12 protein-coding genes and 3 pseudogenes are annotated in these 16,335 nt (G+C 62.4%); 9 read left to right on the forward strand and 6 right to left on the reverse strand.

The genetic code is table 11. The features are described 5' to 3' along the window. Window positions 1-219: 219 nt before the first annotated feature. Window positions 220-1,335 (forward strand): TAXI family TRAP transporter solute-binding subunit, encoded by a 1,116-nt coding sequence (locus tag HX613_RS08885; protein WP_235344995.1) that lies wholly within the window; start codon window positions 220-222, stop codon window positions 1,333-1,335. A 55-nt stretch (window positions 1,336-1,390) separates the two neighbouring features. Next, window positions 1,391-2,299 carry a LysR family transcriptional regulator gene (locus HX613_RS08890; RefSeq protein WP_235344996.1) on the forward strand — a complete coding sequence of 303 codons (909 nt, stop codon included), beginning with the start codon at window positions 1,391-1,393 and terminating at the stop codon, window positions 2,297-2,299. Window positions 2,300-2,334: 35 nt separating this feature from the next. Here HX613_RS08890 and HX613_RS08895 read toward each other — a convergent pair whose 3' ends face one another. Beyond that, window positions 2,335-3,720, reverse strand: a complete 1,386-nt coding sequence (locus HX613_RS08895; RefSeq protein WP_235344997.1) for an MFS transporter — start codon at window positions 3,718-3,720, stop codon at window positions 2,335-2,337. Between the two features lie 458 nt (window positions 3,721-4,178). Between HX613_RS08895 and HX613_RS23035 the strand changes: the two are divergent. From HX613_RS23035 to HX613_RS08915, 6 genes and pseudogenes are all read left to right on the forward strand, one after another. After that, a pseudogene (locus HX613_RS23035) lies at window positions 4,179-4,259 on the forward strand (hypothetical protein); the annotation flags it as partial. A gap of 50 nt (window positions 4,260-4,309) precedes the next feature. After that, window positions 4,310-5,260 (forward strand): annotated as a pseudogene (locus HX613_RS08900) (APC family permease); the annotation flags it as partial. Window positions 5,261-5,322: 62 nt separating this feature from the next. Further along, window positions 5,323-5,454 (forward strand): amino acid permease C-terminal domain-containing protein, encoded by a 132-nt coding sequence (locus HX613_RS23040; protein ID WP_442862597.1) that lies wholly within the window; start codon window positions 5,323-5,325, stop codon window positions 5,452-5,454. Further along, on the forward strand, window positions 5,451-6,341 hold the full coding sequence (locus tag HX613_RS08905) for a universal stress protein (RefSeq protein WP_235344999.1): 891 nt from the start codon (window positions 5,451-5,453) through the stop codon (window positions 6,339-6,341). Before HX613_RS23040 ends, HX613_RS08905 begins: the two co-directional genes overlap by 4 nt. Before the next feature lie 218 nt (window positions 6,342-6,559). Then, complete coding sequence (locus HX613_RS08910) at window positions 6,560-8,185, forward strand: BCCT family transporter (protein ID WP_235345000.1); 1,626 nt, start codon at window positions 6,560-6,562, stop codon at window positions 8,183-8,185. Between the two features lie 72 nt (window positions 8,186-8,257). Next, window positions 8,258-9,277 (forward strand): NADP-dependent oxidoreductase, encoded by a 1,020-nt coding sequence (locus tag HX613_RS08915; RefSeq protein WP_235345001.1) that lies wholly within the window; start codon window positions 8,258-8,260, stop codon window positions 9,275-9,277. A 44-nt stretch (window positions 9,278-9,321) separates the two neighbouring features. On the opposite strand, the gene HX613_RS08920 is transcribed toward HX613_RS08915, so the two are convergent. From HX613_RS08920 to HX613_RS08940, 5 genes are all read right to left on the reverse strand, one after another. Next, a complete protein-coding gene (locus HX613_RS08920) occupies window positions 9,322-10,053 on the reverse strand; it encodes a DeoR/GlpR family DNA-binding transcription regulator (RefSeq protein WP_235345002.1) in 732 nt (243 codons plus the stop codon). A 29-nt stretch (window positions 10,054-10,082) separates the two neighbouring features. Continuing rightward, a complete protein-coding gene (gene pdxA / locus HX613_RS08925; protein WP_235345003.1) occupies window positions 10,083-11,126 on the reverse strand; it encodes a 4-hydroxythreonine-4-phosphate dehydrogenase PdxA in 1,044 nt (347 codons plus the stop codon). Window positions 11,127-11,160: 34 nt separating this feature from the next. After that, a complete protein-coding gene (locus HX613_RS08930) occupies window positions 11,161-12,543 on the reverse strand; it encodes a four-carbon acid sugar kinase family protein (protein ID WP_235345004.1) in 1,383 nt (460 codons plus the stop codon). Then, window positions 12,540-14,051 (reverse strand): GntP family permease, encoded by a 1,512-nt coding sequence (locus HX613_RS08935; RefSeq protein ID WP_235345005.1) that lies wholly within the window; start codon window positions 14,049-14,051, stop codon window positions 12,540-12,542. Before HX613_RS08935 ends, HX613_RS08930 begins: the two co-directional genes overlap by 4 nt. Before the next feature lie 278 nt (window positions 14,052-14,329). Beyond that, on the reverse strand, window positions 14,330-15,097 hold the full coding sequence (locus tag HX613_RS08940; protein ID WP_235345006.1) for a hypothetical protein: 768 nt from the start codon (window positions 15,095-15,097) through the stop codon (window positions 14,330-14,332). A gap of 697 nt (window positions 15,098-15,794) precedes the next feature. On the opposite strand from HX613_RS08940, the pseudogene HX613_RS08945 reads away from it, so the two are divergent. After that, window positions 15,795-16,335: pseudogene (locus HX613_RS08945) on the forward strand (heavy metal translocating P-type ATPase); the annotation flags it as partial.

The following is a 16,335-nucleotide window of genomic DNA, read 5'->3' on the forward strand; positions in this document are numbered from 1 at the left end:
CGTCTGATCCGTCGGCGCGAACGTCTGCACTTCTTCCTTGAAAGCTGCGGACGTGCCCGGACGAATAGTGTGGTGTGTTGCATATATTACTTGAATGACAATAATCTAGGTTCATATATTCTGCAATATGTCAGCGGGGCGTCCGTGTCTGATTTCTGAGACTTCGCTCGTGCCACTGAGAACGACACCGTGATCCATGCCGATGTGGAAGGCCGAACAATGAAGTTTCGCGCATTACTCGCAATTCTCTTAGCTCTTACGCTGGCACTGAGCGCCTGCACCCCGCCGACGAAGAAGGTGAACGGGATCCGCGACCCGTTGGTATTCGCCACCTATGGCACTGGAACGTCGACCTATGCGGACTTGGCCGCAGTGACGGATGCGGTGTCGACAGATACCGACGCGCGACTGCGAATCATCACCTCCGACACGGCGATCGGCCGACTGGCCCCGATGAAGGCCGGGATCGCCCAGATGGGCAGGCTTGGTGATGAGTACATCTTCGGGTTCGAGGGGCAGAACGAGTTCGCCAGCGAGAACTGGGGGCCACAGGACCTGCGCGTCGTCTGGGCGCCGCTGTCGCCGCACTCGCTGCTCACACGCAAGTCTGATGGGATCAAGACCCCCGCCGATCTCAAGGGCAAGAAGATCCCCAACGTGACCGCAAACCCATCAGTGAACGGAAAGATCGAAGCCTACCTTGCCTATGCGGGGCTGACCCTGGACGATGTGGAGCTGGTCGACGTCGCCTATTCGGAGCAGCCGGCGGCGCTAGAATCCGGCCAGATCGATGCTCTCTATCAGCAGGTCTATGGTTCTTCGCTCTTCGAGCTCGAGTCGAAGTTCGACGTCAGTTGGATTGAACTCGATCCCAAAGACAAAAAGGGAATCGAACGGGTGCACGAGCTGGCACCGCAGCTCAACATCCTGCCGTTCGAAGATGCGCCAGGTCAGGAGGAGGGCACCAGCACACATGGATTCGTCTACACCTTGCCGATTTCCACGTACGCGGATGCGTCGGATGACGAGGTGAAAAAGCTGGTGAGCTCGATGGCATCGACATTCCCGAAGTACAAAGCGTCAACGCTCAATACGCCGAGGTGGAAGCCCGATGATGTTGAGACCACGCCTCGAGTCATTCCCTTCCACCCGGGTACTATCGCATGGCTCAAGGAGAACGGTCAGTGGACGGACGAAGCGCAGAAGCGCAATGACGAGCTGATCGAGCGAGGCGAGAAGCTTCGCGCGGAATGGAAGAAGTTCATGGACACCAAACCGAATAAGGACGACATTCCCAAGAAGTGGGCCGAGTGGAAGGTCTCGGCTGATCTGTAAGAAGCGATGCTCAACAAGGTCTAGAATTTCAGACCACCGGCGTGGAAGGTGAAGAGTGGAAGTTCAACAGGCGCGTGTGTTCATGGCGCTCGCAGAAGAGCTGCATTTCGGCCGGGCTGCGGAGCGTCTGGGGATGGGACAGTCGTTGCTGAGTCGGACGATTCGGCAACTTGAGGTTGAGCTCGGCGCCACCCTGTTCCAGCGGACTACTCGAAACGTGCGCCTGGCGCCGGCAGGGTTGGCACTTTTCGAACCAGCTCGACAGATGATCAGTCTGGCGCGAGTGGCGGTCGATTCGGTGAAGCGCGCGGCGGCTGGAGAAGTCGGGCAAGTGGGCTTCGGATTTGCACGCGCGTCCTCGCGTGGCATGGCCGCCTCATTGGTGGCGGCGGCATACGAAGACCATCCCGGCATCACGTTCGCCATTGAGTCCAATGTCTTCGCCGACGAAGGACTGACCCGGTTGGCTGATGGGAGCCTCGATCTTGCTCTTGTGAGGTGGACCCGGCAACCACCGACCATCACCGGGCGGCCCGTGCTGATCGAACGCCCCGTCGTCACCTTGCCTGACTCGCACCGTCTCGCTCGGAGGAAACTCATTCGCGTCGATGAACTGGCAGGTGAAGACCTGCTCTCTCTCCCAGCGAATCCGAACTCGACGCTTCGCGAGACGACAATCCGACTGTGCCACAACGCGGGCTTCTCGCCTCGGGTGATTCTAGAGCTTCCAGACGCTCAGACGATTTCTGCTCTGATCGCAGCGGGCATGGGAATCACCATCACCTTTGACTCGGTCGCGGCAACCATGCGTGAGCCCGGCACTGTGACAGTTCCACTCGACGTTGCCGACGAGTCGTCGGTGGTCTATCTTGCACACCTGCAGACTCATGGAAGTGCATCGTTGTCTGCTGTGTTGGCAATTGCAGAGACCGTCCTGCCGACGGTGAGCAGCACCAATGAATGATTTTGATTGAGCAGCTCGTTGGGTTCGGTCGACTCTCACCTCGACTCGTCGACGAGTTCCTGTTCCTCGAAGACGACATCGGCGCCCTCTTCGGGAAGACCGGAGCCGCGCAGTGACGCACCCTTCGTCTCCTTCATGAAGATGGTTGCGATGAAGCCGATGACGCAGGCACCCATCACAAAGTAGGCGGGCACGATCGTGTTCCCTGTGGCCCCGATGATCGCTTCATTGGCTGAGGGCGCGGTGCCGCCGAAGATTGCGGTCGAGACGTTGTAGGAGATCGCGAATCCCGCGAAGCGCACCGGTCCGGGGAACATCGCCGGGAACGTGGCCGAGATCGTCGAGATCTGTGGAATGTAGAGGACGCCGAGAACGGCCAGGCCGATGAGTGCCCAGACGAAGCCGTTGGCCATGAGCATGAACATCGGAATGGCTGCAACGAACAGGCCGATGAGAGAGAAGTACCAGACTGGTTTGCGTCCGACCTTGTCTGAGAGTATTCCTCCGAACGGAATGAGGATCATCATGAACGCCTGGGCCAGGAACATCACCGTCAGCGCGGAGTTCGAGTCCATGCCGACCGGATCCTGCAGGTAGGCGGGCATATATGACAGCAGCGTGTAATTGACGACGTTGACGGCGACGACCATGCCGCCGAGGATGAGCAGCTGCTTCCAGTAGTCGGTGAAGAGAATGCGGAAGACCTCCTTGACCGATTTGCCCTGGTCGTTGTCGTCGAGCTCCTCATAGACAGGGGATTCGTCGAGCTTGGTCCTCATGTAGAGACCGACCACGCCGAGGACGCCGGCGAAGACGAAGGGAATCCTCCAGCCCCAATCCATCATGGTCTCTTCACCGAGACCCAACTGCAGCAGCAGAACGAAGAGCGAACCGGCGGCCATGCCGGCCAGGGTGCCGAATTCGAGGAAGCTGCCGAAGAATCCGCGGCGCTTGTCTGGGGCGTATTCGGCCATGAACGTCGCGGCACCGCCGTACTCTCCGCCCGAGGAGAAGCCCTGGATAACGCGGAGGAGGACGAGGACGATCGGTGCGGCGACGCCGATTGTGGCATAGCTGGGCAGGAAGGCGATGAGGAATGTCGATCCGGCCATGAGCAGAATCGTCAGCGCAAGCACTGTCTTGCGCCCGAGGCGATCACCCATCGGTCCCCAGACGATGCCGCCGAGCGGGCGGAAGATGAAGGAGACGGCGAAGGTCAGCAGCGCCAGGAGTTGGCCGTGGCTGCCGGGGAAGAAGTGTTGGGTGATGTAGGTGATCGAGACCGCATACAAGCCGTAGTCGAACCACTCGGTGGCATTGCCGACCGCCGAGGCGGCGACTGCTTTGCGGACCGTCTTGAGGTCCGGCTCGTGTGGGGCCGCGGGGAGCTTGGCCTCGGGGTGCGTGTTGGAGTTACTCACGTGTTCCTCCGATCGTGTGGGGCCAACATTGTGATGGCCCTCATGAGAGAAGCGACTATGTACGCTACGAGCATCTGTTGAGCGAATCAAAGCGAAAATGCTGTCAAGCCATCGGCGTGTCTGTGGGCATCCTCAAATGCTACGAGGACCTGACCAGCGGGTATGCGAAAAACACGTGAAATCTGATCGTGCGTCGAGGTTCACAGGGAACCCTATAGATATCGTTATCTTCCGACGGTTGACAGAAATTCGCTTTGGTGGCGGACTTCGGTCGGGGGTGAGTTGAGAGTAGTGTTCGCGCTCCATCGTGTCCGTCATTGTGTGCATTCCGGGTGTAAGCTGCCAGGACTGTGACGTGGGTCATAGAGAGAATTGGGCCGTGAACTATCTGGAGGGCTGGCACCGGCATCTTCACCCTTACCGGGCTGGAGGCTAAGGAGCATGCGGGGCCGGCCGTGATGATCTCCTTCGTCATCGCCGGGGCCGTGGTCCTGCTGGCCGCGCTCTGCTATACCGAGCTGGTAGCCGCTGTCCCCACAGCAGGCAGCTCCTATTCCTACGCCTACTCCACGATCGGTGAGATCTTCGCTTGGGGGACCTCATCCTCGAGTTCGCCCTCGGCACCTCCGTCGTCGCCCGCGGTTGGTCGGGCTATATCGCTGGTGTCTTCAACCTCCCACCGGCGCGGTTCGCTGAGGAGGGATCGATCGTCAACCTCGGCGCCATCTTCATCTCACTCGTCCTCGGCTGGGTGGCCATGCGCGGCATTCGCGAGTCGAAGTGGGTCACCAACGGTCTCGTCATCATCAAGGTCCTCGTCTGCGTCTTCGTCATCGTCGTCGGCGTCTTCTACATCAAAACCGCGAACCTCGTGCCCTTCATCCCGCTCTCGGCGCCGGTCGAAGCTGGCTCGGCCGAAGGCCTTCAAGCCCTGCTGTGGCAGTTCGTCTCTGGCATCGAGCCCTCAAGCTACGGTGTCGTCGGGGTCTTCGTCGCCGCTGCCGTTGTCTTCTTCGCCTATTCCGGGTTCGAAGCCATCGCCAACCTCGGTGAGGAGACGAAGAAACCGGCCAAGGACATGCCGATGGGCCTGCTGGGCACACTGGCCATCGGCACCGTCCTCTATGTCGGCGTCTGCCTCGTCGTCACCGGCATGGTCCACTACAGCAAACTCTCCGAAGGTGATGCCGTCGCCGATGTCTTCACCCAGAACGGGCTCGGGTGGGCAGGCATCCTCATCGGCATCGCGGCCGTGGCAGGGCTGAGTTCGGTCATCCTCGTCGATATCGTCGCAATGGGACGCATCGGCTTCGCCCTCTCCCGTGACGGTCTGCTGCCGCCCATCTTCTCCCGCATCCACCCCCGTTGGGGCACACCGGTGCTGATGACGGCGCTGACGGTCGGATCCGTGGTGCTGCTGTCCGGGCTGGTGCCGATCGCGGTACTTGCGGAGATGGTCAGCATCGGAACGCTCCTCGCCTTCGTCGGCGTCTCCATCGCCGTCGTTGTTCTGCGCAAGACCTCGCCGGACATGAAGCGCCCATTCCGGGCCCCCTGGGTGCCCATCCTGCCCATTGTCTCTGTCATGGCTTGCTGGGGCTTATGGCCAGCCTTGCCGTCGAGACCTGGCTGCGATTCATCGTCTGGCTGCTTCTGGGCTTCGTCGTCTACTTCGCCTACGGGTACCGGAAGTCGCGTCTGGCTCGCCAGGAACGTGAGGAGGAGCTGACATGAGCGTTCTCGTCGGATTCGGTGTCGATACGAAGAGCCGCGCCGCTGCGCGCTTCGGCGCCACCCTCGCCCGGGCCACGGGCGAACCGCTCATCCTCGGCCTCGTGGTCCAGGACCGGTTCTCATCCAGTCGGATGTCAGACTCCTCCGGGGTCTCCGATGACTGGAAGAAGGAGATCAAGAACATGTCCTCCCAGGCGATCGCCGATGCCAAGGGAGCCCTTCCCGAGGATGTGGACGCCGAGGTGGTCACCCGATCCGGTCGCTCCGTGACCCGAGTGCTCCATGCCGAAGCCATCGACCACAACGCACAGGTCCTCATCACCGGATCCTCGGTGCGTGGGCCACTGGGACGCATCGTCCTCGGCAGCACGACTGACCGCTTGGTCCATTCCTCGCCGTTGCCGATCGCACTGGTTCGTCGCGGCTACAACTCGGACCGTGCCGAGTTCCGACGGCTGGTCTTCGCTGTCGACCCTTCGCGTAGAACGGAGAGGTATTACGATTCCGTGGCGCGCCTGGCTCATTGGCTGGGCATCGGAGTCGAGGTTGTCACCTTCACCGTCAGACCCTCTCGACCCACCGGCCTGGGAGCATTCACCGACCACGGTATGTACTCCCACTGGCGGGACCAGGTCACTTCCGGACACAAAGAGATCGTGTCCGCGATCGAGAGCAGCGAAGACGCGGTCTCCGTCACTGGGACGGGAATCGTCACCGGCGACCGCTGGTCGAGTGCGGTCAACGCCTTCGACTGGCAGGACGGGGACATCCTCGTCGCCGGATCGAGCGCGTCTGCCATGCACGGTGTGTTCCTCGGCTCCACAGCCACGCACATCATGCGCCACTCGCCGGTGCCGATGGTTCTGCTGCCTCAGCCCAGACGTTAGCAAAGTACAGAAGAGGGCCAGTGCCTGCCCTGGCATGACACAGTCAAGGCTATCGAGTGAGTCGCCGCACATCCAGATGGTTTCGTGCTCAGAGAATGACTGCTCGTCCACCCGGTCGCCTAGACTTGAGCGCTGCGAATCCTGACAGAATGCTCAACTCAACTGACTGTCCTGTTGCCGAAACCTCGGTCAGCGGGGCTCGGAAGGCAGCAAGACACGTGGACCAGACCAGAAACCCTTCGGAATCACCCGAGACGGATGCAGAACCTCCTCCCGCAAAGGAGGCGAACTCCGCCGTCACCGATCATGATTTCCCAACTGGGCCCGCCGAGGCAGTCCAACGCAGCCGTATTGACATCCCCGTCGCCGGGACCAGCGTAGGAATCCTCGCCGTCTTCGTCGTGCTGGCCCTCATCCTTCCGGACAAGATGTCGAACTGGGTGGGCACCGCTTTCACTGCATGCGCGGACATCTTCGGAATGTACTGGCAGATCCTACTGCTGGCGACATTCCTCATCGCTCTCATCCTCATCTTCACCCCATGGGCCAAGGCGCGGCTGGGCAACCAGGCACGACCGGACTTCAAGCGTTTCAGCTGGATCGCCATGATCATGACGACCCTGCTCGCGGCCGGGGGAGTGTTCTGGGCGGCGGCGGAGCCGATGTACCACTATGCGACGACACCGCCGCACTTCACCGACGGTGGAGGCAGCGCCGTCGACGCGGTGGCCGCCGCTCTGGCCACGAGCTTCATCGACTGGGGATTCCTCGCCTGGGCGATCCTCGGGTCTCTAGGCGCGATCGTGATGATGCGGGCCGCAGAGAAGGGCATGCCCCTGCGGCCACGCAGCCTGCTCTACCCGGTCCTGGGCAAACGCGCGGCTCACGGACCGATCGCCGCCATCGTCGACGTCGTGTGCATCATCTCTGTCGCTGCGGGCACGATCGGTCCTGTCGGCTTCCTCGGCATGCAGGTCTCCTACGGGCTGAACTCCCTGTTCGGCATCCCTGATATCTACCCGGTGCAACTCGCTGTGATTGCGGTGCTCACCGCCGTCGCCGGTGTCAGCGTCTTCTCCGGTGTCAGCCGCGGAATTCGATTCCTCAGCAGCGCCAACGTCTGGATGGCACTGGCACTCATGGCCACCGTGCTCGTGGTCGGATCGGCCTGGTTCGTGATTAAGAGCTACTTCAGCGGCTTCGCTTTGTACATGACCGACTTCTTCAGCATGACGCTTTACCGAGGAGACACCGAATGGCTCTCGGGCTGGACGGTGTTCTTCTTCGGTTGGTTCCTCGGTTATGCCCCGCTGATGGCGATCTTCGTCGCCCGCATCTCAAGGGGCCGAACCGTTCGGGACCTGCTCATCAGCACCACGGTTCTGCCTCCCATCGCCACAACATTCTGGTTCACTGCCCTGGGCGGCACAGGCATCTTCCTCGAACAGAAGTCCGCCGGTTCCATCTCCGAACCGCTGATGGACGGAGGACTGCCCGCAGCAGTCATGGCCATCAGCTCTAATCTGCCGCTGTCGTTGATCATCAGCCTCGGCTTCCTCCTCCTGACGATGACCTTCGTGGCAACGACCACGGACTCTATGTCGTTCGCGATGTCGCAGTCATGCATGACGAGCGGTGAACCATCGCCGAAGCTGCGGGCCACGTGGGCCCTGCTCGTCGGAGTCACCGCGGCCGTGCTCATCAGCTTGGGAGATGGCGGGGTCGACGCGCTGCAATCGGCGATCGTCATCACCGCCGTGCCGGTGGGCTTTGTCATGCTGCCCTCACTGTTCGCAGCGCCGATCTACGTCAGGCAGATGGCCAAGGAACAGAACCTGGCCTGAGATGAGGGGGTCGGCGCCCCACCCTCGTCGAGGGCTTCTTCCCGTGTGGCACTGTTCCGTCGAATATCGTCAATGTTGTTACTGGTGTTGGTCTTCGGCATCCGCCATGATGAGCATATGGACGAAGAGAACAGCAGCGCTCATTCAGACGCAGCGACGATGAAGGCCATGAGCCAGACCGAATTCGGTAGCCCCGAGGTTCTTCACGAGGTGGAGCTGCCGAAGCCGAAGCCGGGACCCAGCCAGATCCTCATCAAGGTCAAAGCCTCAGGTGTGAACCCCACGGATTGGAAGCATCGCAGCGGCCCCCGTTTCCTCCCCGATCCGCCATTCGTCCTCGGCTGGGACGTGTCAGGGGTGGTCGAAGAGGTGGGTGTCGGAGTGACACTCTTCAAGCCGGGCGATGAGGTCTTCGGGATGTTGCCCTATCCCTTCGGCGTCGGTGCGCACGCCGAATATGCTGTGGGTCCGGCCCGAGCCTTCGTATCGAAGCCGGGCACCGTCGACCACGTGCAGGCGGGAGCCATTCCGCTCGTGGCGCTGACTGCGTGGCAGTCTCTGGTCGACACTGCGAAGATCGCACCGGGTGACCGGGTTCTCGTCCATGCCGCTGCCGGCGGAGTGGGGCACGTGGCGGTGCAGATCGCGAAGGCACGTGGAGCCTATGTGATCGGAACAGCGAGTGCACCGAAGCACGATTTCGTCCGCGGCCTGGGCGCTGACGAGATGATCGACTATCGCAAGGAGGACTTCGTCGAGGCGACTCGCGACATCGACATCGCTTTTGACACCATCGGCGGCGACTACCAGCTGCGCTCTCTTCGGACTCTCAAGCCAGGTGGAATCATGGTGTCGACGGTTCCTGTCCCGGCCGCAGGGCTCTTTGAGGAGGCCGAGGCCCTGGGAGTCAGGGGCGAGACCATCCTCGTCGAAGCCGATCAGGCGGGCATGCTCGAGATCGCTGCACTCGTTGAAAGCAGACAGCTGCGGGCAACGATCGCAGCCACGTTCCCGTTGACGGATGCTGCGGAGGCACATGAAGCAGGTGAGACGAACGCGACGACAGGCAAGCTGGTGCTGACCATGGAGTAGGGATGACCAGGGAGTGAAAGAGGGGGAGGGCCGCTCGAGGATGCTCACCCTTCCTCTTGGCCATGCACCCCAAGCTCGTTGATCCAGGTCCACCCCTCAGGCAGGGGCGCCCACGCGGCCACATCACGTCTGGCCTTCGAACTGTCCGCGAGGACAACGACGTGCCTGGCGCGTTCGGCGATGAGCTCCTTCGTCCGGGCCTCGTCGAGGGTGGGCTCGCCGAGTCCCTTGGCGGGATCCACCGCGTCGGCACCGAGGAAGGCGACATCGACGTGGAGTCGGCTGAGCGCATGGTCGCTCAGCGCACCTGTCGTCCCATGGGACATCGTCGAGACCTCACCGCCGACCATGATGACCTTCGGTCCCATGGGGTGGGCAAGAGCCAGCGCAATCTCGAGCCCGCGCGTGATGATGGTGAGATCACGACGATCGCGGATGCGCTCGGCCAAACGCACCGTCGTCGACCCGGCGTCGAGGAAGACCGTGCGCACAGTCCCCTCGCCGAGGTGGTCCATCGCGGCCGCGGCAATCGCATCCTTGGCCTCGGCGTTGGCCTCCATCCGCTGTCCCAGCGGAGGTTCGACATAGCCGGCGGCAGTGGCCCCGCCGATGGTGCGGATGACCTCGCCGGTCTCCGACATCTCGCGCAGGTCGCGACGGATCGTCGACTCTGAGGTCTCCAATTCGTCGGCCAGCCGAGAGATTGTCCACGAACCGGTCTTGAGCAGAGACAGGATGCCCTCGCGGCGCTTCTGTGTGCCCGGGCGAATCGCCATGGTGAAAATCCTACTTCGGCAGGAACTGGTTACTTGGGAAGGTATTCGGCGCGGATGCCGTCGACGAACGGTGCGTAGCCGATCGCGGCGGTGTAGGCCGAGCGCATGGTGCCGGCATCGGCGATGCCCTGACCGGCGATGTCGAAGGCCGTGCCGTGATCGACCGAGGTGCGCAGGATCGGCAGGCCCACGGTCACGGAGATCGTGCCGTCGAAGTCGAAGGTCTTCGAGGCGATGTGGCCCTGGTCGTGATATTGGGAGAGGATTCCGTCGAAGCGGCCGGACAAGCCCTGGTGGAAGACCGAGTCCGCTGGAATCGGACCGGTCACCTCGAGACCGGAATCGACGACGCGCTCAACGGCGGGTCGCAGGATTTCGATCTCCTCGTCACCGAAGGCACCATTCTCACCACCGTGCGGGTTGAGCGCGGCGACGGCCAACCTCGGCGAGGCCACACCGTAGAGCTGCAGGGCGCGGTGGGCGCGTTCGATGGAATCGACTTGGGTGTCGATCGTCAGTGCGTCGATGGCCTTGCGCAGCGACATATGGCGGGTGGCGAAGAAGATCTGGAGCTTGTGCTCGGGGGCCTTCGTATTCTCGACGACGAACATCGTGTCCTGCTTGGTCACGCCGGTGAGTTCGCCGAGCATCTCCGTGTGGCCCAGGTGTTTCGACCCGGACTTCCACACGGCTTCCTTGTTGATGGGGCCGGTGACGATGCCGGCGATCTCACGATTCATCGCGGCCTTTGTGGCGACCTCGATCGCGGTCACTGCGGCCTGTCCTGCGCGAGCATCGACGACGCCCCATTCCGGCAGATCATCGCCGAGCACGCCGATGTCGAAGACGTCGATGACGCCCTGCCCGGCGGCGGGTGTCGACCAGTCGGTGATGGTTCTCAGCTCCACGTCGAGTCCCAGGACGTCGACGGCGCGTTTCATCACGGCCAGGTCGGCTACTGCGACACCGTGCTGGTCCTCGCGGCCGGAGAATTCGGCGAGCACGGTCGCGGTGATCTCGGGGCCGATGCCCACCGGGTCGCCCACGGTCATGGCGAGTACGGGTGCGGTCATGTCAGTCTCCTTGTGTGGTTTCATCTGTGAAATGTCATCCTTGTCCGACGCGAGAGGTCGCCATGAGGTAGTCGAGGCACTTGACAGCCGTACCCGAGTCCCCGATGAGTCCGCCTTTCGTCACGATCGGCAGACCGTCTGCGCTTCCTCCGACGAGGCGACCGCCCACGGCCAGTGGGACGATCTCCTTCTCGATCTCCATCCCGACTGCGCCCACGGCTCTCATCACCATGGCCGTGACATCGCCTCCCGTCGTATAGAGACCCGTGATCACGGGGGAGCTCATGACGGCGGCCGCAATCATGGCCAGTCGCTTCGTCGTCATCTCCGATTGCTCATTGCTGAGATCGAGCAGATCACCGGACTCGAGTACAGTGGCGATGATGATCGCCCGCGCCGAGGTGACCTCCTCGACCCGTTCGAGTGTGGCGTCGACATCGGGGAGGTTCTCCTCATCGAGGATCGTGCGGATCAAGGCGATCGTCGGATCCTCGGCGAGCTTGGCCAGCTGGGCTCGTGTCACCTCAGTGGCTGATCCCGAGATTCCGAGGATGGCGCCGCCGGGACGAGTCGGCAGCAGGGACAGCGCGAGGGCGAGGCTGCCGGGACCGGGGTCGATGGTCACCCAGTCGAGGATCTCGCCGTTGTGCAGACCGGCCCGTGCTCGGGCGCCGAAGCTGTCCGCCCCGGTGGAGTCCTCTGCGATTTCCCTCGTGACCGAAGCGACGACAGATCCGACAAGTCTGACGTGGTCCTCAGTCAGAGCATCGGCGATGATGATGTCAGCCCCATTGGAGATGGCGTCGAGGACCTCGGACCGAATCGCCCAGTGCCCGGACAACACCGTCGAGATCTCGATGAGGTGAGCGTCGAGATCGGTGCCGATTCGCAGGATCGCGTCGACATCGGACGTGTGCATAGGGGAGCGGACATCGTGTCTGAGCTCAGTGTGCTCGAGCAGTTGGCCCTCAAGGAGCTGTTGGCCCTGGACGGTGGTTCGACCCGCTGTGGGAAACGCAGGAACGCAGAGACCCATCACCCGCTTCTTCCGTCCTCCCCGTTCACCGGCCGATTCGGCTGCCCTTCTACGAGCGTTGAGTGCCGCCTCGGCAGAAGGGCCGACATTGCCGCGCAGCGTTGTGTCGATGCGGCAGGCAACGAGGTCGATGTCGCTGGTGATGCCGATCAGCGATTCGGTGAGCTCGGCGGCCTTCTCCGGCGGCAGATGCCGGGAGTCGGCGTTGAGCACGACTGCGTCGTAGTCGTCGAGGAGGTCATCGAGGTTGACCGTCTCGGACCGACTCGTCCCGGTCACGGTGATGGTCCGAAGACCCGCCTCGGCGAAGAGAGCACCGCAGGCATTGCCGCCGGTGAGGTCGTCGGCGACGATGAGAATACGAGGGCTGCGTTGGCTCATGCGATCAAGTCGAGCACGAACAGCAGCGGAATGGAACCGGCCCACACGGCGGTGGTGATGCCCGACCAGCCCTTGATGGCGTTGATGCCGTCGAGGCCGGTGAAGCGGGTGACGACCCAGAAGTAGGAGTCGTTGAAGTAGGAGAAGACCATCGAGCCGGCGGTGCAGGCCATGACCGCGACCAGTGGGCTCAGACCCAGCGGGGCGATGAGTGGGGCGGTGACCGAGGCTGCGGTGATCATCGCGACCGTTCCCGAGCCCTGTGCGATGCGCACCAGGGAGGCGATGAGGAAGGGCACGAGGAAAGCCGGCAGGCTGATCGAGGCGATCGCCTCGGCCAGGGCGTCACCGACGCCCGATTCGGTGAGCACCATGCCGAAGGCTCCACCGGCGCCGGTGATGAGCAGGATGAGACCCGCCGAGGCAGCGGCATCGGCCAGCCAGTTCTGCACCTTGTTGCGAGAGGTTACGCGGGGTAGCAGAGTGTAGACGGCGAGGACGAGGCCGATCATCAGCGCGATGACCGGGTTGCCGAGGAACGCCAGCGGGGCGACCCAGGACGAAGGCTCGTAGGCGTCGCCGGAGAGTTCATTCTGATTGCTCTTGTCGATGGCCGTCGACACGGTGTTGGCGACGATGAGCAGTAGGGGAACGATGAGCGGGAGGAATCCGAGGAAGGCTCCGGGCTTCTTCGTCGAACCGGTCTCGCTGTTGACGGTGTCCGCGGCATCACCGGAGCCCGCGGTGTCTACGTTGTCATCAGTCGCGGTGGCAACTCCGCCGTGACCAGCATCCTCGCTGCCGCCTTCGCGGGTCTCGCCTGCGGCATGTCCTTCCGCCGAGGTGGTCGTGACCGAACCGTATACGGCGTGCTTGACCGTTGCGTTGAGCACGGGTTCGAGCTTCGGTCCGATCCAACGGGCGTAGATGACGACGACCGGGAGGAGGATGACGGTGAAGATGACGCCGGTGAGGATGACGGCACCGATGTCGGCGCCGAGGATGCCTGTCGCGGCAAGCGGTCCTGGGGTCGGCGGGACCATGTGGTGGGTCAGCGTCATGCCGCAGCCCAGGGCGAGAGCGAGGGTGACGTAGCCGCCGCGCTTGACGCGGGCGATCGAGCGGGCCAACGGGTTCATGATGACGTAGCCGGAGTCGCAGAAGACCGGAATGGACACGAGTGAACCCACGGTGCCCATGGCCCAAGGCTCGCGGCCCTTGCCGAAGGCGCTCAGGAAGGCACGGGCCAGTGAGTCCGCGGCACCGGAGACCTCGAGGATCTTGCCGATTCCGACGCCCAGGCCGATGACGATGCCGATGCTGGCCAGTGTGTTGCCGAAGCCGGTGGTGATGGCATCGACGAGCGAGAGCAGGTCCTGACCGGCGACGATGCCGGTGACGACCGCTGCCGTGAGGAGAGCGATGAAGGCGTCGAGGCGGGTCGCTAAGACGATGACGACGATCGTCGCGATCCCGGCGATGAGCGCCAAGATGAGTTGCAGATCCATGAGATCCTCCGCAGTGAGGCCGACTCGGTCAGGGAGCCGGGAATGATCCGAGTCGACTCTCAGCGAAGCGGATGAGTCTGACACGAAGTTGAACAACATGAGCAAGTATTGCCGATACATGCGCAACTATGCAATGTGTGTGCGCCTTTGCTGCCGAAACGGTCTCGCCGTGCCGGTCTGCGACCCCTCGAATCGGCTGTGCCTCAACGGTCGGTGAATGGTGGTCGATTTTCGACTCCCAGCCGACCACCAGTTACCGACCGTTTGGCTCTTCGGCGCTACATGCTGAGGTGCTGGGCGAGGAGCCTGCCGAAAGCGGACATGTCGGTGCGTTTCGAGACCCGCAGGATCGTCCACCCTTCTGCCTCAATGAGTTGTCGCCGTTCGATGTCACCGGCAAATTGTTCCGGTGAGGTGCGATGGTGATCGCCTTCGTACTCGATTGCCAACTTGATGCCGGGGTAGCCGAGATCCGGGTGGAGTGTGATGTTCTTGATGTGCGAGTGGACCTCCGGGTGGACGTGAGGCTCTGGGAAACCATTTCTGATGATCCACAGTCGCAGCCACGTCTCGCGTGGTGAGTCGACTGTGTTTCGAAGGAGTGAAATCGCCTGCTCGAGCAACTTCCGGCTCCGCACCTGCTTTCGGGACGCCAGCTCGGCCCGGAGGTGTTCGATCGAAGTTTTCGGACCGCTGAAGCGCGTGGAAACCACAGCATCTCCCATCTGGACAAGTTCCAAAATGTCGAGGAACGGTGCGACTTCGATCAGCAGATGCGGAACAGCGAGAAGCGGAAGATCGAAGAAGTCGTTGTGGTTCAAGCGCTGATGGCGATGCAGGACGATCCCAGGTCGGTTGACTCTGATGCATGAGGCGTCTCCAGCAATGTGCAGTGCGTGGTCCCGAACGCGATTCGGAACGGGGAGACCGTAGAGGCGGGCAGCCGTCCACACGGTGCCGACAACGTCCGGGCGCAACAGTCGAAATCCGCGCAGTCTGGTGGCCTCCCATAGCCAGGTGGCTCCTGCCCACAGAGGAGTGGGCATCGATGCCTCATCGTCTCTGTCGATCCAGACGTTGCGAAAGATCCGCACGTATCGGGAGTTCGTCTTGAGCGCGTGGGCAGTGATGCGCCTGGCCGCAAGGTCGTTCCTGGTGAATGGTCTCGGCGCGCTCTGGAAAATAGTGGGTTGAGAATGCCAATGCGTCATACCCGACCACAATGAACTTGAGAGTCGGGCCCGTCCAGGCGCCAGTGGAGCCTTGTGGACAGTCTGCCGTCATGCACAGCTGAAATGCGTCGAAGTGCAGGTGGGAACCGAACGAGCGCTTGCATGGGTATGAGTGCTGGTCACCGCCGAATGCTGAGTGTGGTCGGCTCGCGCAGGACTCGACGTCCGTATTGACCGGAGGTGTTTGAGCCCAAAGCGATCGATGTTATCCACACCGAAGTGAGCGCAAGTGGCTGATTGTGCTGCATGCCAACGGTGATTCGGTGCTCGTTGTTCCCTCATCCGCCAACGGTCGTCGTTCCCTGATCCGCCAACGGTCGGTAACCGGCGGTCGATTTTCTGCACCCAGTCGACCACCAAATACCGATCGTTTGGTGTCGACTGCCTGCAGTCGCACATGCGGTTGGATACTCGATGGCCGCAGTGAGGCCTGTCCGTCGGCGGGGCTCTGGTGCGTGAACTCACCTCTGTAGCCTTGGGGTTATACCCCTAAGGGGTATAGATTGAGGGTATGGGAGCACATCACGAACATGAGAACCATTCCGGTCACTCGGGAGTCGGTGAGCACCTGAGCCGCGATGCCGATAGCGGTCACGCTGACCGCGAAGTGCGTCATATGCCCGCGGGGCGTGAAGAGGACGCCAGCCACGGCGACCACACTGGCCATGCGGGTCATGGCGACCACGAGGGCCACGGTGGCCATGCTGGTCACGGCGACCATGTCGCGCAATTCCGGCGGCTGTTCTGGATCATGCTCGTCATCGCGATCCCGGTCATCGCCTTCAGCCCCATGTTCGGCCACCTCGTGGGCTATGCGGTTTCGGAGACCGGCGGGCTCAGCGAGCTGAGGGATCGCAATCCGGGGATGATGCTCCTCATCGCACTGGCCATCACCGTCGCATTCCTCTCCTCCTGGGGTTCTTCACTTGGACTCCTCGATGCCGAGCTCGACTTCTGGTGGGAGCTGGCGCTGCTTGTCGTCATCATGCTGGCAGGGCACTGGCTGGAGATGCGCTCCCTGGCACAGACCACCTCGGCGCTGGACAGTCTGG

Source organism: Brevibacterium sp. UCMA 11754, assembly GCF_021532275.1.
GTDB lineage: Bacteria > Actinomycetota > Actinomycetes > Actinomycetales > Brevibacteriaceae > Brevibacterium.

Excerpts from the sequence above, each read along its gene's own strand:
- HX613_RS08905 (WP_235344999.1), top strand. The coding sequence starts at position 5,451 with ATGAGCGTTCTCGTCGGATTCGGTGTCGATACGAAGAGCCGCGCCGCT.
- HX613_RS08915 (WP_235345001.1), top strand. The coding sequence starts at position 8,258 with ATGTTGTTACTGGTGTTGGTCTTCGGCATCCGCCATGATGAGCATATG.
- HX613_RS08940 (WP_235345006.1), bottom strand. The coding sequence starts at position 15,097 with ATGCCCACTCCTCTGTGGGCAGGAGCCACCTGGCTATGGGAGGCCACC.
- HX613_RS08930 (WP_235345004.1), bottom strand. The coding sequence starts at position 12,543 with ATGAGCCAACGCAGCCCTCGTATTCTCATCGTCGCCGACGACCTCACC.
- HX613_RS08885 (WP_235344995.1), top strand. The coding sequence starts at position 220 with ATGAAGTTTCGCGCATTACTCGCAATTCTCTTAGCTCTTACGCTGGCA.
- pdxA (WP_235345003.1), bottom strand. The coding sequence starts at position 11,126 with ATGACCGCACCCGTACTCGCCATGACCGTGGGCGACCCGGTGGGCATC.
- HX613_RS08935 (WP_235345005.1), bottom strand. The coding sequence starts at position 14,051 with ATGGATCTGCAACTCATCTTGGCGCTCATCGCCGGGATCGCGACGATC.
- HX613_RS23040 (WP_442862597.1), top strand. The coding sequence starts at position 5,323 with ATGGCCAGCCTTGCCGTCGAGACCTGGCTGCGATTCATCGTCTGGCTG.
- HX613_RS08920 (WP_235345002.1), bottom strand. The coding sequence starts at position 10,053 with ATGGCGATTCGCCCGGGCACACAGAAGCGCCGCGAGGGCATCCTGTCT.